Source organism: Streptomyces sp. AP-93, assembly GCF_022808175.1.
Lineage (GTDB): Bacteria > Actinomycetota > Actinomycetes > Streptomycetales > Streptomycetaceae > Streptomyces.
The window spans coordinates 82,976-104,461 of record NZ_JALGBX010000028.1; the positions used below are offsets into that span (position 1 = coordinate 82,976).

The following is a 21,486-nucleotide window of genomic DNA, read 5'->3' on the forward strand; positions in this document are numbered from 1 at the left end:
CCTTCGGGGACGAGCGATACCTACACGTCAATTCCAGCTTCGCCCTGCGCCGCCTTGACCGCACCCTGACGCCGCGGTGCTCAGAGGGGCACGCTCCGGGGGCACTTACCTCGGACTGAGAGGAGGCTGATGTCATGGCGAACACACCCGAGGTGTCCGTAGCGCCGCCTGATGACCTCGGCTTGCGGAAGGTCCTGATCGACGGCCACCGCGTGGGAGAGGCCCGCTCTGCCGGGGAGCTCTGGAGAATCCTGGATCGTGCCGGTGTGCGAGTCGGGCACCACGACATCCAGTGGCTCGGCGGGGACTGCGGTGTCTGGCCGGACCGGCCCGTCCGGCGCCTGACCATCGGCCTGCTCATGGTCTTCGGCTTCCTCGCGACCGCATGCCCGCTCTTCCAGATCGGAATGTCGGACAGCGGCGATGCCCTGACCTACGGCGGACGGATCGCAGGAGTCACCGTCCTCGTTGCCGCCCTGGTGGAGCTGGCTGCCGCCGGGGCTGCGGTCGACTACTGGGGCAAGCGGCGATGGCGCTACTCGGGGGTGGCCGTTCTGGGTGGAGTCGTCATCGCCCTCCTCTGCGGGATCTGCCTCCTCCTGCTGCAGATCGGCGAGCGTTTCACCGGCTACACCCTGATCGGGATCGCCCTCTGCGTCTGGGCTTCGGTGGCGCTGGTCGAACTCATCAAGCTGCGGGCGTGGAAAGGCCTCCGCAATCCCAAGACGATCGCGATCGGGGTCATCATCTCCACCCTTCTCGCCGGCGCCAACCTGGCCTACTCGCAAATCTATCTGCCCTATGTGAGAACCCCGCTGATACAGAGCGGGGCAGAGTTCAAAGAGTCGAGTCTGCAAAAAGTCGCGTCCCTGCTGCACGTGACGGTCCATCTCCACGTGAAGAACGCAGGCGAAGTTCCCGTCTACATCCTCGACAGCAAGTACTGGATCCATGGCGGGCCCGCGAACAGCAGCTCCGACACCAAGACCCCATTCGATTTGATCTACCATGGCGCTTTCGTCACGCCCGTGGGCAGCGTGCTGAATCCAGGGGAGGAGATCGCGCAGGACGTGGTCGTCGAGGTCAAGGATCCGGAGAAGCGCACGTGGGAAGCCATCCGGGCCCAGACCGAGGTGTACGTGATCAGGAAAGACAGAATGAAAATGCCCACTGCTTACGAGCGCTCCGGGGTCGGAGGCAAGAAGCTCGCGGAGGACGCCAAGAAGGAGAAAGGATATCCTGCCGACACAAAGTACAGGTATCGATCAAACATCTCGAACAGCAGTGAAATTCTGAACGTGACCCGGGGGCGACAGCAGATAACAGTGTTCAGAGTGGACAATGGCGAGTGGCCGCGCGTCGTCGTGGACGTATCGCCGCCGGATGAACGGATAGAGTTCAATCCCAAAAATCCCTACGCGAACGAAAAGAACATCGACCGGTACGGTCTTTCTCCGGTACGCGGCACCACAGCGGTGACGCCCTACCTGGAACTCCTGGAGAAGGCCCGCTCAGGCGGGTAGGGGGCCACTCCACATCTGACCACATCGAACGTCGCGAACGTTCCGCGCGTCGATGAATGGTCGACCGTCATCCCTCCTATTCATGAGGTGTCCCATGAGCAGGACCTCGCGAATCAACTGCATCATCCCCCCGTACCTCCTCAGGAGGCTTCTGGAGAGCGAACAGAGCGAGGTGCGCCAGGCCGCCCTCGACACCATGTTGACCACGGCTCGCCTGCGAGGTCAGCGAGAGGTCCGGGCGTACTTCGCCGGCGCGGCCGCCCCCGGTAACGGCCGGCGCACCGTCTTCGACTGCGAGGAGAAGAGCTCCCTCCGGACCGCCGCCCTGGCCAGGTCGGAAGACGGACCGGAGTCCGTGGACGAGTCCACCAACCGGGCGTTCGACGGGCTCGGCCTGACGCGCGATTTCTTCAGGGAGGTGTTCCAGCGCGATTCGATCGACGGCCGCGGGATGCGGCTGGACGGGTTCGTTCACTTCGGCGTGAAGTACAACAACGCGTTCTGGGACGGACGGCAAATGGTCTTCGGCGACGGGGACGGAAAGGTGCTTGGTGACCTCACCGGATCCCTCGACGTGATCGCCCACGAGCTGACGCACGGAGTCACGGAGCACACCGCTGGATTCGAGTACCACAACCAGTCGGGTGCCCTGAACGAGTCGGTTTCGGACGTCTTCGGGTCGCTGGTCAAGCAGTGGTCGCTGAAGCAGGCGGCCGAGGAGGCGGACTGGCTGATCGGCGCCGACGTGTGGACCCCCGGAATCGATGCCGACGCCCTGCGATCGATGAAGGCCCCGGGGCATGCGTACAACAATCCGCTGTTCGGAAAGGACCCCCAGCCCGATCGTATGAGCAAATTCATCCACCTTCCAGACACAGAGGAAGGGGACAACGGCGGGGTGCACCTCAACTCCGGCATTCCGAACAGGGCGTTCTTCCTGACAGCCGTAGGCATCGGCGGATTCGCATGGGAGGCCGCCGGGCCAATCTGGTATGAATCGCTCAAAGTGTCCGGCGCCGATGCCCAGTTCCAGGATTTCGCCCACACCACCTTCCAGAAGGCCGGGGAACTGTTCGGCGTCGGCAGCGCCGAACAGTCGGCCGTGCTGGCGGCGTGGCAGGAGGTAGAAATCTCCATCAAGGGCGTCCCGACAGGTGCCGCCCGAGCACGGAGCCGTGCGGCCAACGGGAGCGGTGGCTTGGGCCGGCAGGACGGCCTGGCAGCCCTGAGCAGGCAAATCGGGGAACTGAGCGCCAAGGTGACGGCACTGGCCAAGGACGTGAACGCGCTGAAGGCAACCAAATGAAGGTGCTGGGCGGCGCAGCCAGTGCAGGAGGTAGCCGCCGGGCCCCTGCTGATCCTCGTCGGCCTACGGTGTCCGGTCACCCGCTCGATGGCCATGCCGAGCAGGACGCAGTTGGTGTTGCTGTAGTGCATCCCGGCGCACGGCGCGAACTGCGGTCCGTGGGAGGCGCCTTCGTCGATGAGCTGCTGGGCGGAGTAGTCGGGCAGGTTGGGGAAGCTGCTGCCGGCACTCACCAGCACCCCCAGGTCACCGAGGTAGTTGAAGATGCCGCTGGAGTGCTGGAGCAGGTTCCGTACGGTGATGGGCGGGCTGCCGGGCGGCGGGTTTGAAGCACCACCCGGTGCTCAGGTTGCAGCCCGCGACGGGGTTGGTCTTCAAGACCGGGCCCAGCAGGCCGAACACGTCGTCGTCGAGGCTGACCCTGCCCTCGGCGACGAGGTGGAGCACGGTCGTCGCGGTGAAGAATCTTGGTGATCGAGGCGGCCCGGAAGGGGCTGTCCGGATTGCGTACGGGTGTTCCCGCATCGGGGACCGCCGTCGACGGCTATGGGATCCCCGGGGTGATCGCCCGCACCTACAAGGATGGCGTCTCCTGGACCGGTACCGGAGCCACGTAAGACGGGAGCGTCGCCGACAGACTCTGACCCGGTCCCGCTTGCGGCCCTTTAGCCACGAACCCCTGCTCGCCGCCATGCGCGCCGAGGCTGACCTGGCTGAAGGAGTAGGCCACTTCCCTCATCCGAGCCGGTCGATGAGGAAAATCGCCACGTCGTCCGTCAAGCGGCCCTCGGTGTGGCGCATGAGTGCCTTGTGTAGTTCGTCCAGGAACTCCTGTAGGGAGGTCCCGGCGGGTATCTCCTCCCGTGCGTCCGGCACCTGGGCGTGCGCCGATCTGAACAGAACCTCGCCGTGACCGCCCACTCCTGGCCGAGAGGACGCTCCGCCGCACGTCGCCCGCATCCAAGCCTAGCTCCGCCTCCGCGACCATGTCCAAGCGGTGATCGCGGCCCATGAAACGGGATGGGGCACCCGGCCGCGCCGGAAGGCACCCACCCTGCCTGACCCGGGCCCTGACCGCGGCGGGCGCGGTCCGGACGGCGGGTGCCGGCGGGCGCCCGGACTGCACCTGCCGCAGCGCGGACCTACGCTGAGCAGGTGACGGCCGCGTCGGAGGCCATGGCAATTGCGGATGCCATCCGGAGGCGGCCAGAGGGAGGTGAGGCCGGATGTACGCACCCCGGGCAACCGCGGCCAGCCGCGCGGCCGCCGGAGCTGTCTGCTCGTTGATCCTCGTGGGCGCGGGAACTGCCAGGGCCGATGACAACGGCATCGCCGACAAGAGCGCCCAGGCCATCGCGGACGCCTCTCGTGAGGCCATGTCCGGCGTCACGTCCATGCGCATGGTGGCCAAGGTGACCGACAAGTCGGGCACCACCGCTCTGGACCTCCGATTCGACGAGCGGGGCAACTGCGTCGGCACCGTCACGCCTCCTGGCAGTTCGGGCATGGCCGACATCATCAAACGCGGCGACGACGTGTGGATGAAACTTGACGATGCCCTACTGCGGGCCCAGATACCGGGCTTCGCGGCCGAGAACGCGATCGCGCTCATCAACGGCCGCTATCTGCACGGCACTACGGGCAGCTCCCTGTTGCGGGACTTCGCCGAATTGTGCGACCTGGACTTCTTCAAGAAGGAGTTCTCTTCGAAACCGGCGAACGAACAGCTGGCCAAGGGATCGCGGACCGCCGTCGACGGCCGTCCGGCCATCACGGTCACGAGCCGGCGCGACGACGAGACGGGTACGTACCAGGTCTCCACCGAGGACAAGCCGTACCTCCTGCGGATCCAGGGCACCGAAGAGCCCGGCAAGCGGGTCGAGGCATCCTTCTCCGCCTTCGACGAGCCCGTCCCGGCCAAGCCTCCCGCGCCCGCCGACTCGGTCGACGTATCCCGGCTCCAGTAGCACGGACACCTTCGGGGAGTCAGCCCCGCAGCGGACCCCGCCGTACGGTCACCTTGGTCTACGAGCTGTCGGGCGTGCGCCGAAGTCGCCGGACTCTGAGCTCGGCGTCCGCCGCCCAGGCCGCTCACGGCAGACCGCGAGCACAGGTGGGGCACAGCCCGCGGTAGGTGACCTCGACCTCGGACACGGTGAAACCGAACCGCTCCGCCGCCGGAAGGCCGGCCAGTGGGTCGCCGGTCGGGTGGACGTCGCGGATGATGCCGCAGCCGGAACACACCAGGTGCTGGTGCGGGTGGTGCGCGTTGGGGTCGTAGCGCTTCGCGCGGCCCTGGGCGGAGACCTCCACCACCTCACCGAGCGAGACCAGTTCGCCCAGGGTGTTGTAGACGGTCGCCCGGGAGATCTCGGGGAGCCGCTGCACCGCGCGGCCGTGCACTTCGTCGGCCGTGAGGTGCACGTGCTCGCCGTCGAGTACCTCCGCGACGGCCCGCCGCTGGGACGTCATGCGCCAGCCACGCCCTCGCAGTCGCTCCAGCAGGTCGCTCATTTCGGTTCACCTCTCCATAACGTGCCGGGCCGGTCGGTAGTCAATTCCACTTCCGATCCTCATATCAGTGGTGGGGGGTCGCGATGATCGGAAGATGCCACCTTGGGATTTCGCCTGTTTGCTATGCGGGCGCGCTCTGCGTGTTCTCGTAGCGGTGCGCTCCGCGGTGCGCGACCATACGGACGCCGGTACGCACTCGATTTATCGGCGTCGTCCGTGAGGATATGGCCTCGTCGGCGGCGTGGGTCGCAGTGCTCGACTCGTAAAGCAGACGGCGTTCAAGAGCGAGCAGCGCGGACGGCAGAGGAAGACACCGCGACAGGAAGAAGGACGGACGTGTCCGGCAGCGAAAGCGAGAACCCGGTAATCCCCTCCCCGGCCCCCACGTCGACTCGCCCCAGGGCGAACCAGGACTGGTGGCCGAATCAGCTGGACCTTCAGGTTCTCCACCAGCATTCGCCTCGGTCCAATCCGATGGGTGAGGGCTTCGACTACGCGGCAGAGTTCGCGACCCTGAACCTCGACGCGCTGAAGCAGGACGTCTTCGGGGTGATGACCGCGTCGCAGGACTGGTGGCCTGCCGACTACGGCCACTACGGGCCGCTCTTCATCCGGATGAGCTGGCATGCCGCAGGGACGTACCGCATCGCCGACGGCCGGGGCGGTGGCGGCTCCGGCGCCCAGCGCTTCGCCCCGCTCAACAGCTGGCCGGACAATGCGAGCCTCGACAAGGCGCGCCGTTTGCTCTGGCCGGTCAAGCAGAAGTACGGCCGGAAAATCTCATGGGCCGATCTTCTGGTCTTCGCCGGCAACTGCGCGATGGAATCCATGGGGTTCAAGACGTTCGGCTTCGGGTTCGGACGCGAGGACATCTGGGAGCCCGAGGAAATCTTCTGGGGGCTGGAGGACACGTGGCTCGGAGATGAGCGTTACGGCGGCGACAGAGAACTCGCGGGGCCTTTCGGCGCCGTACAGATGGGGCTGATCTACGTCAATCCGGAGGGGCCGAACGGAAACCCTGATCCGATCGCCGCCGCCCGGGACATTCGCGAGACGTTCGGGCGCATGGCGATGAACGACGAGGAGACGGTCGCGCTCATCATCGGCGGCCACACCTTCGGCAAGTGCCACGGCGCCGTCGACCCCGAGTACATCGGTCCGGAACCGGAGGCCTGCCCCATCGAGCAGCAGGGCATCGGCTGGATGAATTCGTCCGGCAGCGGCAAGGGCGCCGACGCGCTCACCAGCGGGCTCGAGGGCGCGTGGACCTCGGAGCCGACGAAGTGGGACAACGGCTACCTGGACAACCTGTTCCGGTACGACTGGGAGCTGACGAGGAGCCCGGCCGGTGCGCAGCAGTGGACCCCCACGGACGCCTCGGCCCAGGGCACGGTGCCCGATGCTCACGATCGGTCGAAGCGGCATGCTCCGATGATGCTGACGACGGACCTCTCGCTGAAGCTGGATCCGGTCTACGCGCCGATCTCGAAGAGCTTCCACGAGAACCCGGACCGGCTCGCGGACGCGTTCGCCAAGGCCTGGTACAAGCTGTTGCATCGTGACATGGGCCCCCTCTCGCGGTACCTCGGCCCGTGGATTCCCGGACCGCAGCTGTGGCAGGACCCCGTCCCCGAGGTCCATCACGCACTGGTCGGGGACGCGGAGATCGCCGACCTCAAGGCCCGGGTCCTCGCCTCGGGGCTGTCCGTCTCGCAACTGGTCACCACCGCTTGGGCGTCGGCGGCGAGCTTCCGCGGCACAGACAAGCGCGGCGGGGCCAACGGAGCACGGATCCGACTCGCGCCGCAAAAGGACTGGGAGGCCAACGACCTGCCCGAGGTGACCGAGACGGTGCGGGCCCTCGAGCAGATCCGGCAGGACTTCAACGGCGCGCAGGCCGGCGATGCGTTGGTTTCGCTCGCCGACCTGATCGTCCTGGGCGGGTGCGCGGCCGTCGAGCAGGCCGCGAAGAACGCCGGGCACGCCGTCACCGTCCCGTTCGCACCGGGGCGCACGGACGCGTCGCAGGAGCAGACCGACGTGGAGTCGTTCGCCGTGCTCGAACCCAAGGCGGACGGGTTCCGCAACTACCTCCGGGCGGGAGAGAAACTGTCGCCGGAGACCCTCCTGCTGGACCGCGCCAACCTGTTGACCTTGACCGCACCCGAGATGACGGTCCTGACCGGCGGAATGCGGGCCCTGAACACCGGCTTCGAGCGGTCCCCACACGGTGTCTTCACCGACCGGCCGGAGACGTTGACCAACGACTTCTTCGTCAACCTGCTCGACATGGGTACGGAGTGGAAGGCGTCGACCTCGGCGGAGAACGTGTTCGAAGGCCGGGACCGCGCCACGGGCCAGGTCAAGTGGACAGCCACCGCCGTCGACCTCGTCTTCGGTTCGCACTCCCAACTGCGGGCCATCTCGGAGGTCTACGCGTGCCAGGACGCTGACGAGATGTTCGTGCGTGACTTCGTCGCGGCGTGGGACAAGGTGATGAACCTCGACCGGTTCGAACTCGCCTGAGCCCGATGTCCCGGTCGGCCGCTCACCGGCCGACCGGGACATCCCCGGCGGTGGGACGGGGGCGCCCGAACGCTCTCCGGGACGGTGTCGGCGTGCGGGCATCTGGCCGTCACCGGCTGCCTACTGCTGGGCATCGCCACCCAGGTCGGGGGTGTCTGAGATGGGGCAGGTGCAGCGACGGGCCGCACCGCGCCCTCCCTCGTCCGTGGTGGCGGCGTACCGCGGGTGCGGGGCAGTGCTGCTGCCGTCCCACACCTCGCAGGTCAGAGTGCGGGCGTGCAGCAGCCGTACCCGGACCGGCGCGCTGCAGTGCCGCAGGGCGTTGGTGACCAGTTCGCTGAGGATCAGTTCGGTGGCGAAGCCGAGCTCAAACTCCACCGGTGGCAATTTCATCGACTCCCGGTGCGTTCGCCACCACCGCCAGCGCTGGGCTGGCAACGACTTGCCCCGCTCGCAAGCGCGCCGGCGGCACAGCCCAAGCTCTGAGGCCCTGCACCGACGACGATCGCTTCGTGCCCTGGCCCCGGAACGACAGCTCGCCCTCACTCTTGGGTCGTGCACTCGAATCTGGTCACCGCAGCGCGCCAGCCAACGCCCAGTGCGAAACGGGCCCGAGAGGCGGAACTCAGCCTGATTCTCCGCGCTTCCGCTGTGCCCTGCCTCGACCCCCATCAGGTCGCGCTCAACGCAGCGTAACCAGCACGGAAGTCAGCACCGCCTACCCAAAAGAGCTCTGACTCTGCAATTCCGACAGGGCTTCACGACCCCGTTCAGGAGGGGATGCGGGGCAGGAGTTCGGGTCATGTGGTGTGCGGGCACACCAGTCGTGGCCCGATTGTGATGGCGGGCCACATATGCGGGTGACCTGCGGACTTCTACGTTGTGGCCACACCCGACGTCCCCGCAGACACCCTGGAAGTGGTGCACATGGTCTCCCCCGCAACCGCCCCGAAGGCTCCGTCCGGCATCAGACGGATCGTCGCCGCGAGCCTCATCGGGACCACCATCGAGTGGTACGACTTCTTCCTCTACGGGACCGCCGCCGCCCTGGTCTTCAACAAGCTGTTCTTCCCCACCGCGGATCCGCTCACGGGCACCCTGATCGCCTTCCTCACCTACGCCATCGGGTTCCTCGCCCGGCCGCTGGGCGGGGTCGTCTTCGGGCATTTCGGGGACAAGGTCGGGCGCAAGAAGCTGCTGGTGCTGAGTCTGCTGATGATGGGCGGGGCGACCTTCGCGATGGGGCTGCTGCCCACCCACGCGAGCATCGGGGTCTGGGCGCCGATCCTGCTGACCGCGCTGCGCCTGGTGCAGGGGTTCGCGCTGGGCGGCGAGTGGGGCGGGGCCGTGCTGATCGTGTCCGAGCACGGCGGAGCCGAGCACCGCGGGTTCTGGGCCTCCTGGCCGCAGTCCGGGGCGCCCGGGGGGAACCTGCTGGCCACCGGGGTGCTGGCGCTGCTCGCCGGCGTGCAGTCGGACGCCACGTTCCTCGCCTGGGGCTGGCGGATCCCCTTCCTGCTCTCCGGGATCCTCGTGATGGTCGGGCTGTGGATCCGCATCTCCGTGTCCGAGTCGCCCGTCTTCCTCGCGGCGCAGGCCGAGGCAGCGGCCTCGGGCCGGGGCGAGGAGGAGAAGGCGCCCGTCGTCCAGGTGTTCCGCAAGGACTGGCGGCAGGTGCTGGTCGCCATCGGCACCCGCTTCGGCGAGAACATCTCGTACTACGTCCTCACCTCCTTCCTCCTCGTCTACGTCACCACGCACCTCGGGCTCCCCAAGACCACCGCGCTCAACGCGCTCCTGATCGGCTCGGCCGTCCACTTCCTGACCATCCCGGCCTGGGGCGCTCTCTCGGACCGGATCGGCCGACGGCCGGTGACGCTGATCGGTTCGGCCGGCATGGCGGTGTGGGCGTTCGCGTTCTTCGCGCTGGTGGACTCGAAGTCGTTCGCCGTCATCACCCTCGCCGTCACCGCCGGGCTGCTGCTGCACGGGGCCATGTACGGGCCGCAGGCCGCCTTCATCTCGGAGATGTTCGACACCAAGGTCCGCTACTCGGGCGCCTCGATGGGCTCCCAGCTCGCCTCGATCTTCGCGGGGGCCCTGGCCCCGATCATCGCCGTCGAGCTCCTGAAGGACTACGGCTCCTCCGTGCCGGTGTCGGTCTACCTGTCCGCGGCCGCCCTCGTCACCACCCTCACCGTCCTGTTCGCCCGCGAGACCCGGGGCCGGGACCTGTCCGTCCCCAAGGCCGGGGCAGCGGCGCCGGCCGGGGTGTCCGCGGGAAGCGGGTACGCCGCCAAGGTTTCCGATCGCGCCTGAGTCCGCCCACACCACGGGCCGCCCGCCGTGACCGGTACCTCCGGTCCGGCGGGCGGACCCGCTCGCCACCCCGTACCGAAGGGCTGCCAGCATGGCCCCCGTGAACGATCCCACCGCGCCCGCGGCCGCGTTGCGCCAGCTCCTGGACCTGCTCGCCCAGGGCGCGCCCGTCGAGCACTTCTCGCGGCCCGGCGCGCAGGCCCGTACCGCCGGTGCCGGCTCCGCCGAGCAGGCAGTCGTCGAGGAGGCGACCCGGGTGGCCCTCGACATCCGGCGCACGCTCGACCAGCACCGCAGGCGCGAGGCGGAGCTCACCGCCCTCTTCGACACGGCCGGCGACCTCGCGGCGCTGCGCGATCTCGACGCGGTGCTACGGGCCATCGTGCGGCGGGCCCGGACCCTGCTCGGTACGGACTGCGCCTACCTCACGCTCAACGACCCCGTCGTGGGCGATACGTTCATGCGGGTCACCGACGGCTCCGTCTCCGCCGCCTTCCAGCAGTTGCGCCTCGGCATGGGCGAGGGCCTGGGCGGGCTGGTCGCGCAGACGGCCCGGCCGTACGCCAGCGCCGACTACCGCGCCGATGGCCGCTTCCGGCACACCAGCACCATCGACGCCGGGGTGCGCGAGGAGGGGCTGCGGGGCATCCTCGGGGTGCCGCTGCGCGTCGCCTCGCGGGTCATCGGGGTGCTCTACGCCGCCGACCGGTCGGTGCGCGAGTTCACCCCCGACGCGGTCGCGCTGCTCTCCTCGCTGGCCGACCACGCGGCCGTCGCCATCGACGGGGCGCGACTGCTCGAGGAGACCCGTACGGCGCTGGTCGAGCTGAACGCCGCCACCGAGACCGCCCGGGCCCACAGCGAGGCCACGCGGCTGGCCACCGAGACCCACGACCGGCTCACCGATCTGGTCCTGCGCGGCGGGGACGTCACCGACGTGGCCCGGGAGGTCGCGGCGCTGCTGCGGGGCGGGCTGGTGGTGCACGACGCCGACGGCGCCGAGCTGGCCCGGGTCGCCACCGAGCCGATCGGCGCGCCCGCCCAGGGGGTGGCGGCCTCCCGGGCCGGCGGCCGGGCCGTGCCGGTCGACGGCGTGTGGGTCTGCGCGGTCCTGGCCGGGCCCGAACTCCTCGGCAGCATCGCCCTGACGGGCCGGGCGGACCTGTCGGACAGCGACCGGCGGCTGTTCGAACGCACCGGCCTGGTCACCGCGCTCCTCCTGCTGCTGCGCCGCTCGGTGGCCCATGCCGAGGACCGGGTGCGCGGTGAGCTCCTCAGCGACCTGCTGACCCCGCGGAGCCCGGGGCACACGCCCGACACCGGCAGCCGGACGATCCGGGCCCGCAAACTCGGCGTCGACCTGGCGCGCCCGCACTCCCTGCTGGTGCTCCACTGCGACGCAGCGCTGCGGCCCCGGCTGTCCGCGGAGGCGGCGCGCCGCGCCCGCGACCGGGGCGGCCTGGCCGGGGTGCACGAGGGCCACGTCGTGCTGCTCGCCCCGGCCGAGCGGCCCGGGGACCTCGCGCGGTCCCTGGCGGCGGAGCTGGGGCAGGCGGTGGGCACGCCCGTCACCGTGGGCTCCGCCGGGCCGGCCGGCGACCCTGGCCGGCTGCCGGGCGTGTACGCCGAGGCCGTGCGCTGCCTGCGGGCCCTGCACGCGCTGGGCCACACCGGCCACGGAGCCGCCCTGCCGGACCTGGGCTTCGTCGGCCTGCTGCTCGGGGACCACGGTGATGTCGGCGGGTACGTCGACCAGGTGCTCGGCCCCGTCATCGACTACGACTCCCAGCGGGGCACCGAGCTGGTCCGCACCCTCCAGGCCTACTACGTCCACGGGGCGAGCCTCTCCAAGGCCAAGGAGGCGCTGCACATCCATGTGAACACCGTCGTGCAGCGCCTCGACCGGATCCGCCGGCTGCTGGGAGAGGACTGGAACTCCCCCGCCCGCGCCCTGGAGCTCCAACTCGCCCTGCGCCTGCACCTCCTGGCGGACTCCGTCCCGCCCCCGGCCTGATCGCGGGACACGCCCTGCAGTCACGGCCGTAGTGCGCGGTGATCCATTGGGGCAGAGTGAGGGCATGACTACGTACGAGACGATGTCGTTCCACCTCGAGACCGAGCGGCTGATACTCCGGCCGTGGGCCGAGTCGGACGCCGCCGAGTTCTGCGAGCTCCTTGCCGAACGCGGCAAGGGCACCCACGCGGTCACGTTGCCACAGACGAGCGTGGTGAACATGCATGGCTCACACGCGAGTTGCCGTGACGCGAGGCCGGCCCGAGCAGTCGGCTCGGGACTTCCCTACGCCGTACCAGGGGTGACCAGGCCCGTCTCGTAGGCAAGGACGACCGCCTGGGCGCGGTCGCGCAGGCTCAGCTTCGCGAAGATCCGGGCCACATGGGTCTTCATGGTGCCTCGCTGAGGGTGAATTCCCGGGCCAGTTCGGCATTGGAGAGGCCGTGGCCCATGAGGGTCAGCACCTCCCGCTCGCGCGGGGTGAGGGCGTCCAGGTCGGAGTGGGATGCCGCCGGGGCCCCGCCGGTGCGCGCGGCCGATGCCGAGGCGCAGCGCTCCACCAGTCGGCGGGTGATCGACGGGGAGAGCAACGCGTCGCCGGTGTCGACGAGCCGTACGGCGTTGGCGAGGTACTCCGGGGTGACGTCCTTGAGCAGGAACCCGCTGGCTCCGGCGGCGAGGGCTGCGTAGACGTACTGGTCGAGGTCGAAGGTGGTCAGCATGATCACCCGGCATTCCGGGGCTTCGGCGAGGATCTGCCGGGCGGCCTCCAGTCCGTCCAGCCGTGGCATGCGTATGTCGAGCAGGACGACGTCGGGGCGCAGACGGCGCACTTCCGAGACGACCTCCACCCCGTCGGCGGCCACCCCCACCACGTCGATCCCCCGGGCGGTGAGGATCATGCGGAAACCGGTGCGGACGAGATCCTGGTCGTCGGCGATCACCACCCGGGGCGAGGCGGCCCTCGGGGCCGGCTCGACGGCCGGGGCGGGCGTGGTCACGGCCGCTCCAGCGGGAGGCGGGCGCGGACCCGGTAGCCGCCACCGAGGCGGCGGCGTGCGTCGAAGTCCCCTCCGTACGCGGCGACCCGCTCGCGCAGCCCGATCAGCCCGTGCCCCGCACCGTCGGCCTTGGGGCGCGCCACGGTGAACGCTGTGGACACAGCCGGGGCGGACTTCCCCGCCGGCCCGGATGTCCGGTCCCCGGACAGCACGCTCGGACCGCTGTTGAGCACCTCGACCCTCAGTGCCTGGTCCGCGTATCTCACTGTCACCTCGGCCTTCACCCCGTCCCCGTGTTTGAGTGCGTTGGTCAGCGCCTCCTGGATTATCCGGTAGGCGGTGACGTCGATCCCGGCCGGCAGCGGCCGCGGTTCGCCGGATATCCGGACCTCAACCGGCAGCCCCGCGAAGGCTATCCGGTCGATGAGCGGACTGAGCCGGCTCAGACTCGGCTGCGGTGCCAACTCCGCCGCCGCGTCCAGTCTTTCGGCGGCCCCGCCGCCGTACGGTTCGTCATTTCCGTCCTGGGCCGGCGCGAGCAGGCCCAGCAGGTGCCGCAGTTCGGTCATGGTCGTACGCCCGGCCTTCTCCACGGCGGCCATCGCGGCCGCCGCCTCCACCGGCATCGTCGCCAACACCTCGCGGGCGGCGCCGGCTTGGACGATCATCAGGCTGACGTTGTGGCTGACTATGTCGTGGAGCTCCGCCGCTATCCGGGCCCGCTCCGCGTCCACCGCGGTGCGGGCCGCGGTCTCCCGCTCCCGCTCCAGCAGCCAGCCGCGCTCCTCAATCGCCGCCCGGTGCGCCGCACGGGCCCGCAGGAGCGCCACGGTCAGCCCGAACCCGGCCGACACCGCACACACCGCGGCCACCACGACAGCGCCCGCCCATCCCGTGGTCACAGCAACTCCCCCTCCCCCGCGCCCGTGGTCCGCACAGTTCCCACTCTTCCAAGATTCTCCTACCCGACCCTCGCAGGCATCCCGCGTAGTCCACATCACCCTCCCGGTGCTGTCCCCGCGTACATCCCCAGGATGACGCGGGCTCCCCTTTACATCCCGGGGGTGACGCCGGGCGTCCGACCGGCCTTCTAGGTTCGTGCCATGACACCTCATCACGACAGCGCCGGCAGCGCCCCCCAGGTCGTCGTCCGACTGGACCGCGTATCGAAGGAATACGGCGACACCCTGGCCCTCGACGCCCTGTCCCTGGAGATCCGCCGGGGCGAAGCCGTCGCCGTGATGGGCCCCTCCGGCTGCGGGAAGTCCACGCTGCTGAACATGGTGGCCGGCCTGGACCGTCCGACCGCCGGAACGATCAGCGTGCACGGCCAGGACCTCGGCGGCCTGACGGAGACCGGCCTCGCCCTCTACCGCCGCCGCGACGTCGGCATGATCTTCCAGTTCTTCAACCTCATCGACGACCTGCCGGCCCTCGACAACGTCGCCCTGGCCGCCCAGCTCACCGGCACCTCCGCCCGCCAGGCCCGCCGCCGCGCCCTGGAACTCCTCGACGAGCTCGGGGTCGCCGACCGCCGCAACAACTACCCGACGATGCTCAGCGGCGGCGAACGCCAACGCGTCGGTGTGGCCCGCGCCCTGATGAACCGTCCGGCGCTCCTCCTCGCCGACGAGCCGACCGGCGCCCTCGACAGCCGCTCCGGCGAGCAGGTGATGGACCTGCTGATCGACCTCAACCAGATAGGCCAGACCCTGCTGATCGTCACCCACGACCCGCACCTGGCGACCCGCTGCGCCGGCCGCCTCGTCAAGATGGCCGACGGCCGCGTCGCCCGCGAACGCGCCCTGGACGGCGAAACCGTCGCCGCCGAAACCGTGGACGGCAAAACCGTCGCCGCCGAAACCGTGGCCGGCGAATCCCTGGAGCGTTCCGCATGAGCGCCGTGTGGCGCGCCTCCCGGGCCGCCGTGAAGCGCCGCAGGGTCCAGACCTTCGTCATCGGCCTCGTCGTCCTCTGCTCCACCGCGACCGTCCTGCTCGCGCTCGGCCTGCTCGCCGCCGCCTCGGACCCCTTCGACACGGCGTACTCCGCGCAGCGCGGCGCGCACACCGTGGCCACGTACGACCCGGCCAAGGTCTCCGATGCCCGGCTCGCGCAGACGGCGCACCGCACCGGGGTCGCGGCCGCGGCAGGCCCGTTCGCGCAGGCCGTCATCGACGTGCCCACGGACTGGATCGGGAGTCCGCCGGGCCCCCTCACGGTGGTGGGCCGCGCCGATCCTGCCGGGCCGGTGGACCGCGTCCGGATGCGGCAGGGGCGCTGGGTCGAGGCGCCCGGCGAGATCGTCGTGAACTGGTCCACCAACGGCACCCCGGACGCCGGTCTCCTCGGCACGAAGCTGGAGGTACGCGGCCTCCCGACGCTCACCGTCGTGGGCTTCGCGACGAGCATGAGCCAGTCGGCCGCCGCCTGGGTGACGCCCGAACAGGCCGCGGCCCTCCACCCCACGTCCACGCAGATGCTGTACCGCTTCACCGGCTCGGCCACCGGCGCCCAACTGCGCGACTCTCTCGCCCGGGCCACGGACGGACTTCCCGCGGACTCGGTGACGGCCGCGCAAACCTACCTCACCCTCAAGAAGGCCTTCTCCGCCCGGGCGGACGCCTACCTGCCCTTCATCGCCCTCTTCGGCGTCCTCGGCCTGCTCGTCTCCTCCCTGATCGTCGCGAACGTGGTCAGCGGCGCCGTGGTCTCCGGCAGCCGGCACATCGGCGTGCTCAAAGCCATCGGCTTCACTCCGAACCAGGTCGTCGCCGTCTACCTGACGATGGTCTCGGTACCCGCCGTGGCCGGCTGCGCCCTGGGCACCCTGCTCGGCAACGCCCTGGCCGCGCCCATCCTGCAGATCGCGTTCTCCGGCATCGAGACGGGGATGGCCGGCGTGGGCACCGTCTCCCCCTGGCTCAGCGTCGCGTGCCTGGCCGGGATGCCCGCCCTCGTCGTGCTGACCGCGCTCGTACCGGCCCTGCGCGCGCACCGACTGCCGGCCGCGCAGGCCATCAGCGCAGGCGGCGCGCCCCGCACCGGGCGCGGGCTGCGCGTCCAGCGCGCGCTCGCCTCCTCTCGCCTCCCGCGCTCCGTCAGCCTGGGCCTCGGCCACCCGTTCGCCCGCCCCGTCCGCGCCTTCATGACCATGGCCGCCATCGTCCTCGGTGTCACCACGGTGACCCTGGCGACCGGTCTGACCAGCACGATGGTCTCGTACGCACAGACCGGCCGCGGCCCCGGCGGCCCGGTGGTCAACGTCCTCGTCGGCGGCCAAGGCAACAACCCCGTCAAACCCCTACTGAGCGACGCGCAGATCGAGGAGCGGCTGCGGTCGCTCGGTGCGCAGGAGGTACAGGCGCGCGGGCTGATCCAGGTCGGCCTGGTCGGGTACGCGCAACCCGCGTTCGGGAACTTCTACCGGGGGAGCCCGTCCCCAACCGAGGCCTTCGTGGAAGGCCGGCCGCCCAGCGGACCCAGCGAGATCGCGGCCGGCCCGTCATTCCTCACGGAACGCGGGCTGGCGGTCGGCGACCGGGTCACCCTGGAGGCCAACGGGAAGCGGGCGGCCGCGACCGTCGTCGGCCAGCTGATCGACAGCGACGCACGCTCCCTGGAATCCACGTGGGAGACGCTCGTCCGACTCGCCCCGGACAGCCGCGCGGTCGACTACGCGGTCCGGCTCGCCCCGGGGGCGGACGCCCGCGCCTACGCGGACGCCGTCGACGCGACCGACCCCGGACTGGACTCCGGGGTGGGCTACTCGGTCAACGCCGCCACCACCACGGTCATCGGCTTCTCCTCGGTGTTCTCGGTCATCCTGACCCTCGTCGCCTCGCTCGGCGTCTTCAACACCGTGCTGCTGAACACCCGCGACCGCCGCCGCGACCTGGGCATGCTCAAGTCGATCGGCATGACCCCGCGCCAGGTGGTCGCGATGACGGTGACCTCGGTGACCGGACTCGGCCTGGCCGGCGGGCTGCTCGGGATCCCCCTCGGGATCGTCGCGCACCGGCTCGTCGTGGACAACGTGGGCATCGTCGTCTTCCCCGAGTCGATGAAGGACGTCTGGCACGCACCGCAGCTCGCCGGAATGCTGTGCGCGGGGGTCGCGATCGCCGTCCTGGGCGCGCTGATCCCGGCCCGCTCGGCGGCCCGGATGACCATCGCCACGGCCCTGCACACCGAGTAGCCCCCTAGGCTGAGGCGCACCTCGGGAGCCCGTTCAGCCAGTGCGCCGTTTCCGGGCCGCCTCGTCGGGTGAGCTCCTCTTCGGGATACCAGCTCTCGATGTGCCCGGAGCGCGGGTGGACCAGGCGCAGCAGGTGCGGGGCCGGGGCGGCGGTCATCGTGTAGCGGCCGGGGGCGAGGAGGCGGACATGGGCCGAGTCTGCCAGAGTGCGGGCAGGGAGAGAGAAGGGTTGAGATGGCGGTCGAGCCGTGGGTGACCGGACTGGTCAACGGCATTCTGTACAACGCGATGTTCCACAGCGACGGTTCGGCGCTCGACGACGATCTGGTCCGGCACTACGCCGTCGCCCTGCGGGTGAGCCCCATCAGCGACGAACCGCTGCGCCGGCAGGCGGCGGGCCTGCGCGCGGCGGTCGCCTCCGACGCGGTGCTCGCCTCGGCGTTCGAGCCGTATCCGGGATGGCGCCCGTACGACGAGGCCGAGTTCCGCGCGTTCCTGGCCCGCCTCGCGGACGCCGTCGACGAGAGCATCGGCCCGGACGCACCCGATCGCCCCGATGGGCCCGGTCTCCCCGATGAGCAGGGGGTCCCGCGCCCGAGGGGGTTGCGCGCCCTCCTGAGCCGCCTGCGGTGAGCCCGGCGGGGACCGGCCGTCCGAACCGGGCGCCGGGGCACGTGCCCCGGTCCGCGCGGCGCGCCTCCCGGTGAACCCCATGGCGCGCGTCACTTCCGTGGCCCGGGTGTCGTTAGGCGCTCGGGGTTGACTCGGGGGTCGAAGGGATGACGGAATGCGGCAGTTTCCTCTGGAGATGCACCACATGGCACCCGGCCGGGTCGTCGAGTGGCGGTTGCGGTCCACGGCCGGGGTGCAGTCCCCCGGCCCGGACGGCGCGGCGGACAGGAGGGCCTCCTTCAACCAGGACAAGCACTTCACCGTCGCCGAGGAGAGCCGCGCGGCCGACGATCCGACCGCGTCGTGGATCGCCGTCACCTTCGAGGTCACGGGTCCGCTGGACGAGGACGCCCTGACCGGCTCCCTGCTGGCGTTCGTACGCCGCCATGAAGTACTGCGCTGCGAATTCCAACGCCTGGCCGGGGAGTTGGCGTGCGCCCCGATCCCCGCCGCCGAACTGGCCCTGGACACCGTTCCGGTCGCCGACTTCGACCGCACCGAGGAACTGACCCGCTTCCTGGTGGAGCGGTTCAAGCGGAGCATCGACACGCTGTCCTGGCCGCTGTTCACCATGGGCGCCGTACTGCGCGAGGACTCGGCGACCGTGTACCTGGCCTTCGACCACATCGTCTGCGACGGCCTGTCGATGCCGATCGTGGTCCAGGAGGTCGAGAGCGGCTACGAGGCCCTGCGCCGCGGCGAGTTGCCCGACCCGGCACCCGCGCCGAGCTATCTCGACTTCGCCGAGGAACAGCGGGCCCGCTACCTCTCCATCGACGCGGACGACGAACGGCTCGGCTACTGGAAGGAGTTCATGGCGAGCGGCGGTGACGAGTTCTTCCCGCGCTTCCCCCTCGAACTGGGTGTCGAACCGGGCCGGATGTACTCGATCGTGAACGAGGCCTCCCCGCTGCTGGACGCCGCCGAGGCGGAGGTCTTCGAGAAGGCGTGCCTGGCGGTCGACGGCAAGCCGTTCATGGGCGTGCTCGCCGCCGTCGCGGTCTGCCTGCGCGAGGCGGGCGGGCCGGGGGTCTACCGGGGGTTCATGCCGGTGAGCGAGCGCGGCCGGGCCGGGTGGGGCAACTCGGTGGGCTGGTTCGTCAACACCATGCCCATCGAGTTCGACGCCTCGCCGGGCCGGGACTTCGAGCAGGTCATGTCCTCGGTACGGGCCGGCTTCAACGAGATGATCGGCCATATCGACGTACCGTTCGTCCGGGCCTGGGAGCTGCTCGCGCCCCGCGAGTTCGCCGCCCGCTCCTGGCCGTACCCGGTGAACTTCTTCTCGTACATCGACATGCGCAAGTGCCCGGGCGCCGAGCGGCACGAGGACTGGCGGCCCACCTCCCACGTGTGGTCGGCCCAGGCGAACGGCGCCTGCTCCTGGTTCCAGCGGGACGCGGACGGGCTGCACATGAACTCGATCTACTCGGACACCCCCGCCGCCCGCCGCACCATGGACGGTTTCCTGGAGGCCCTGCGCGAGACGGTCCGGGAGATCGCCCGCCACGGCTCGCTCCGCCGCCCCATCGCGCTGACCCCGCCGCGCCGGCCCGAGCCGACCCCGCTCGACGTGGCGGCGTTCGCCCGCCGCGGCTGATCCCGGCCGGCGCGCCGCCCGACCACGCGCCTCAGAGGCGGGCCGCGCGGGCGTGCAGCAGGGCCTGTTCCCGGGCGTTGCGGGTGAGCGAGGCGGCGCGTTCGAACTCCGCGCGGGCCTCCGCCGGGCGGCCGAGCCGCTCCAGCAGGTCTCCCCGTACGCTCGGCAGCAAATGGTAGGAGCGCAGGGCCGGTTCCGCCGTCAGGGCGTCGACCAGGGGGAGCGCTGCGGCCGGGCCCTCGGCCATCGAGACGGCGACAGCCCGGTTGAGCTCGATCACCGGTGACGGGATCAGCAGGACGAGCCGTCCGTAGAGGGCGGCGATGGTGGGCCAGTCGGTGTCCTCGTAGCGGACGGCGTCGGCGTGACAGCCGGCGATGGCGGCCTGGAGCGAGTAGGGTCCGGCGCCCGCCCGGTGCAGGGCTTCGACGCCGCGACGGATCAGCAGGCGGTTCCACTTGGACCGGTTCTGGTCGGCGAGGAGCACCGGCTCCCCGTCCGGGCCGGTGCGGGTGGCGATCCGCGAGGCCTGGAACTCCAGCAGCGCCGCCAGGCCGTGCACCTCGGGCTCCTTGGGCATCAGCCCGGCCAGGACCCGGGCGAGGCGCAGGGCGTCCTCGCACAGGGCGGGGCGGACGAGGTCGTCGCCGGCCGTGGCCGAGTAGCCCTCGTTGAAGATGAGGTAGATGACCTCCAGGACGGAGGCGAGGCGCTCGTCGCGGTCGGCTCCGTACGGGACTTCGAAGGGCACTCCCGCCTTCGCGAGCGCCCGCTTCGCCCGGACGATCCGCTGGGCGACCGTCGGTTCGGGGCAGAGGAAGGCGCGGGCGATCTCCTGGGTCGTCAGCCCGCCCATCAGCCGCAGGGTCAGGGCGATCCGGGCATCGGTGGCGAGTACGGGGTGGCAGGCGGTGAAGATCAGCCGCAGCAGGTCGTCGTCGATGGACTCGGGGTCCGCGAGGGCGCCCTCCTCCTCGGGCGGCGGGACGTCCTCCAGGGTGCGGCCCACCTCGGCGAGCTTGCGCGCGTAGGTCTCCTTGCGGCGGACGAGGTCGACGGCCCGGTGTTTGGCGGTGGCCATCAGCCAGGCCCCCGGCTTGTCGGGCACCCCGGAGTCCGGCCACTGCTCCAGGGCCGCGACGAGCGCGTCCTGGGTGATCTCCTCGGCGATGCCGAGGTCGCGCACGATCCGGGCGACGCCCGCGATGATCCGCGCGGACTCGATCCTGAACACCGCTTCGACCGCTCGGGTCGTACTCACTGCCGTCACGGCTACCCATCAGAGCAGCCGTGACGAGGCAGGGCAAACGGCGCGGGACGGAGCGGAGCGGGACGGCGCGGCGCGGGACGGAGCGGAGCGGCGCCGGCCGTCAGCTTCCGTCGAGCTGACGGAGCTCGGCGCCGACCGTCCAGTTCTCGGGGTGGATCTCCAGGAAGCGCTTGGTCCACTCCAGCGCCTCGTCCTTGTCCTTGCACTGCATGAGGGCGTACCCGCCGATGACCTCCTTGGTCTCGGTGAAGGGCCCGTCGGTGTAGCTGAGCTTCCCGCCGGACCAGGTGACCCGGGTGCCCTCGGAGGTGGGGAGCAGACCGGCGGTGTCGAGCATGACCCCGGCCTTGGTGATCTCCTCCATGAGCGCGCCCATGCGGTCGTTGAAGTCGGCCGGGAAGGGGGTGTCGGGGGTGAGGCTCTGCTCGTCGATGCGGATGAGCGAAAGGAAGCGCGGCATGGTGACTCCTCGGTGGTGGAGGACGGGGGCGTTCCCCGCCTCTCACCCCTGCGTCGAACGGGAGACGCCGGGATCGACAGCTT

At 70.4% G+C, this 21,486-nt stretch carries 14 protein-coding genes and 4 pseudogenes; 11 read left to right on the forward strand and 7 right to left on the reverse strand.

Annotation, left to right across the window (positions count from 1 at the left end; all coding sequences use genetic code 11):
* Positions 1 to 134 precede the first annotated feature (134 nt).
* Together MTF69_RS35200 and MTF69_RS35205 are read left to right on the forward strand one after the other, a co-directional pair.
* Positions 135 to 1,523 (forward strand): hypothetical protein, encoded by a 1,389-nt coding sequence (locus MTF69_RS35200; protein WP_243340444.1) that lies wholly within the window; start codon positions 135 to 137, stop codon positions 1,521 to 1,523.
* A 172-nt stretch (positions 1,524 to 1,695) separates the two neighbouring features.
* The gene (locus MTF69_RS35205) at positions 1,696 to 2,829 is read left to right on the forward strand and encodes a M4 family metallopeptidase (protein WP_243340445.1); all 1,134 of its coding nucleotides are present in this window, start codon (positions 1,696 to 1,698) and stop codon (positions 2,827 to 2,829) included.
* 77 nt (positions 2,830 to 2,906) lie between these two features.
* Here the strand turns inward: MTF69_RS35205 and MTF69_RS43895 are convergent.
* Positions 2,907 to 3,140: pseudogene (locus tag MTF69_RS43895) on the reverse strand (serine hydrolase); the annotation flags it as partial.
* Positions 3,141 to 4,055: 915 nt separating this feature from the next.
* On the opposite strand from MTF69_RS43895, the gene MTF69_RS35210 reads away from it, so the two are divergent.
* Entirely contained in the window at positions 4,056 to 4,796 is a 741-nt protein-coding gene (locus MTF69_RS35210; RefSeq protein WP_243340446.1) for a hypothetical protein, read from the forward strand.
* A gap of 124 nt (positions 4,797 to 4,920) precedes the next feature.
* On the opposite strand, the gene MTF69_RS35215 is transcribed toward MTF69_RS35210, so the two are convergent.
* Positions 4,921 to 5,343: a Fur family transcriptional regulator gene (locus MTF69_RS35215; protein ID WP_243340447.1), complete on the reverse strand. Its 423-nt coding sequence runs from the start codon at positions 5,341 to 5,343 to the stop codon at positions 4,921 to 4,923.
* A 336-nt stretch (positions 5,344 to 5,679) separates the two neighbouring features.
* Between MTF69_RS35215 and katG the strand changes: the two genes are divergently transcribed.
* Entirely contained in the window at positions 5,680 to 7,869 is a 2,190-nt protein-coding gene (gene katG, locus MTF69_RS35220) for a catalase/peroxidase HPI (RefSeq protein ID WP_243340448.1), read from the forward strand.
* A gap of 186 nt (positions 7,870 to 8,055) precedes the next feature.
* Here katG and MTF69_RS35225 read toward each other — a convergent pair.
* Positions 8,056 to 8,238: pseudogene (locus MTF69_RS35225) on the reverse strand (ATP-binding protein); the annotation flags it as partial.
* 558 nt (positions 8,239 to 8,796) lie between these two features.
* On the opposite strand from MTF69_RS35225, the gene MTF69_RS35230 reads away from it, so the two are divergent.
* The 3 genes and pseudogenes from MTF69_RS35230 to MTF69_RS35240 form a co-directional block, all read left to right on the forward strand.
* Positions 8,797 to 10,188: an MFS transporter gene (locus MTF69_RS35230; RefSeq protein ID WP_243340483.1), complete on the forward strand. Its 1,392-nt coding sequence runs from the start codon at positions 8,797 to 8,799 to the stop codon at positions 10,186 to 10,188.
* A gap of 91 nt (positions 10,189 to 10,279) precedes the next feature.
* Positions 10,280 to 12,202, forward strand: a complete 1,923-nt coding sequence (locus MTF69_RS35235; protein ID WP_243340449.1) for a GAF domain-containing protein — start codon at positions 10,280 to 10,282, stop codon at positions 12,200 to 12,202.
* 64 nt (positions 12,203 to 12,266) lie between these two features.
* Positions 12,267 to 12,416, forward strand: a pseudogene (locus tag MTF69_RS35240) (GNAT family N-acetyltransferase); the annotation flags it as partial.
* A 71-nt stretch (positions 12,417 to 12,487) separates the two neighbouring features.
* On the opposite strand, the pseudogene MTF69_RS35245 reads toward MTF69_RS35240, so the two are convergent.
* Together MTF69_RS35245 and MTF69_RS35250 are read right to left on the reverse strand one after the other, a co-directional pair.
* A pseudogene (locus MTF69_RS35245) lies at positions 12,488 to 13,104 on the reverse strand (response regulator).
* A gap of 95 nt (positions 13,105 to 13,199) precedes the next feature.
* Positions 13,200 to 14,105, reverse strand: coding sequence for a sensor histidine kinase (locus MTF69_RS35250; RefSeq protein ID WP_243340450.1), 906 nt, complete (start codon positions 14,103 to 14,105; stop codon positions 13,200 to 13,202).
* A 201-nt stretch (positions 14,106 to 14,306) separates the two neighbouring features.
* On the opposite strand from MTF69_RS35250, the gene MTF69_RS35255 reads away from it, so the two are divergent.
* The 4 genes from MTF69_RS35255 (at position 14,307) to MTF69_RS35270 (ending at position 19,673) form a co-directional block, all read left to right on the forward strand.
* A complete protein-coding gene (locus tag MTF69_RS35255) occupies positions 14,307 to 15,101 on the forward strand; it encodes an ABC transporter ATP-binding protein (RefSeq protein ID WP_243340451.1) in 795 nt (264 codons plus the stop codon).
* Positions 15,098 to 17,401: an FtsX-like permease family protein gene (locus MTF69_RS35260; protein WP_243340452.1), complete on the forward strand. Its 2,304-nt coding sequence runs from the start codon at positions 15,098 to 15,100 to the stop codon at positions 17,399 to 17,401. The genes MTF69_RS35255 and MTF69_RS35260 overlap by 4 nt, the downstream gene beginning before the upstream one ends.
* A gap of 234 nt (positions 17,402 to 17,635) precedes the next feature.
* A complete protein-coding gene (locus MTF69_RS35265; RefSeq protein ID WP_243340453.1) occupies positions 17,636 to 18,034 on the forward strand; it encodes a hypothetical protein in 399 nt (132 codons plus the stop codon).
* A gap of 154 nt (positions 18,035 to 18,188) precedes the next feature.
* On the forward strand, positions 18,189 to 19,673 hold the full coding sequence (locus tag MTF69_RS35270) for a condensation domain-containing protein (RefSeq protein WP_243340454.1): 1,485 nt from the start codon (positions 18,189 to 18,191) through the stop codon (positions 19,671 to 19,673).
* 31 nt (positions 19,674 to 19,704) lie between these two features.
* On the opposite strand, the gene MTF69_RS35275 is transcribed toward MTF69_RS35270, so the two are convergent.
* Positions 19,705 to 20,934 carry an RNA polymerase sigma factor gene (locus tag MTF69_RS35275; protein WP_243340455.1) on the reverse strand — a complete coding sequence of 410 codons (1,230 nt, stop codon included), beginning with the start codon at positions 20,932 to 20,934 and terminating at the stop codon, positions 19,705 to 19,707.
* Between the two features lie 109 nt (positions 20,935 to 21,043).
* Positions 21,044 to 21,403, reverse strand: coding sequence for a YciI family protein (locus tag MTF69_RS35280; RefSeq protein WP_243340456.1), 360 nt, complete (start codon positions 21,401 to 21,403; stop codon positions 21,044 to 21,046).
* Positions 21,404 to 21,486 lie beyond the last annotated feature (83 nt).

Bases quoted from the DNA above. Each gene is read 5' to 3' on its own strand.
- MTF69_RS35265 (WP_243340453.1), top strand. From the start codon at position 17,636: ATGGCGGTCGAGCCGTGGGTGACCGGACTGGTCAACGGCATTCTGTAC.
- MTF69_RS35255 (WP_243340451.1), top strand. From the start codon at position 14,307: ATGACACCTCATCACGACAGCGCCGGCAGCGCCCCCCAGGTCGTCGTC.
- MTF69_RS35270 (WP_243340454.1), top strand. From the start codon at position 18,189: ATGCGGCAGTTTCCTCTGGAGATGCACCACATGGCACCCGGCCGGGTC.
- MTF69_RS35200 (WP_243340444.1), top strand. From the start codon at position 135: ATGGCGAACACACCCGAGGTGTCCGTAGCGCCGCCTGATGACCTCGGC.
- MTF69_RS35210 (WP_243340446.1), top strand. From the start codon at position 4,056: ATGTACGCACCCCGGGCAACCGCGGCCAGCCGCGCGGCCGCCGGAGCT.
- MTF69_RS35260 (WP_243340452.1), top strand. From the start codon at position 15,098: ATGAGCGCCGTGTGGCGCGCCTCCCGGGCCGCCGTGAAGCGCCGCAGG.
- MTF69_RS35215 (WP_243340447.1), bottom strand. From the start codon at position 5,343: ATGAGCGACCTGCTGGAGCGACTGCGAGGGCGTGGCTGGCGCATGACG.
- MTF69_RS35235 (WP_243340449.1), top strand. From the start codon at position 10,280: ATGGCCCCCGTGAACGATCCCACCGCGCCCGCGGCCGCGTTGCGCCAG.
- MTF69_RS35280 (WP_243340456.1), bottom strand. From the start codon at position 21,403: ATGCCGCGCTTCCTTTCGCTCATCCGCATCGACGAGCAGAGCCTCACC.
- MTF69_RS35230 (WP_243340483.1), top strand. From the start codon at position 8,797: ATGGTCTCCCCCGCAACCGCCCCGAAGGCTCCGTCCGGCATCAGACGG.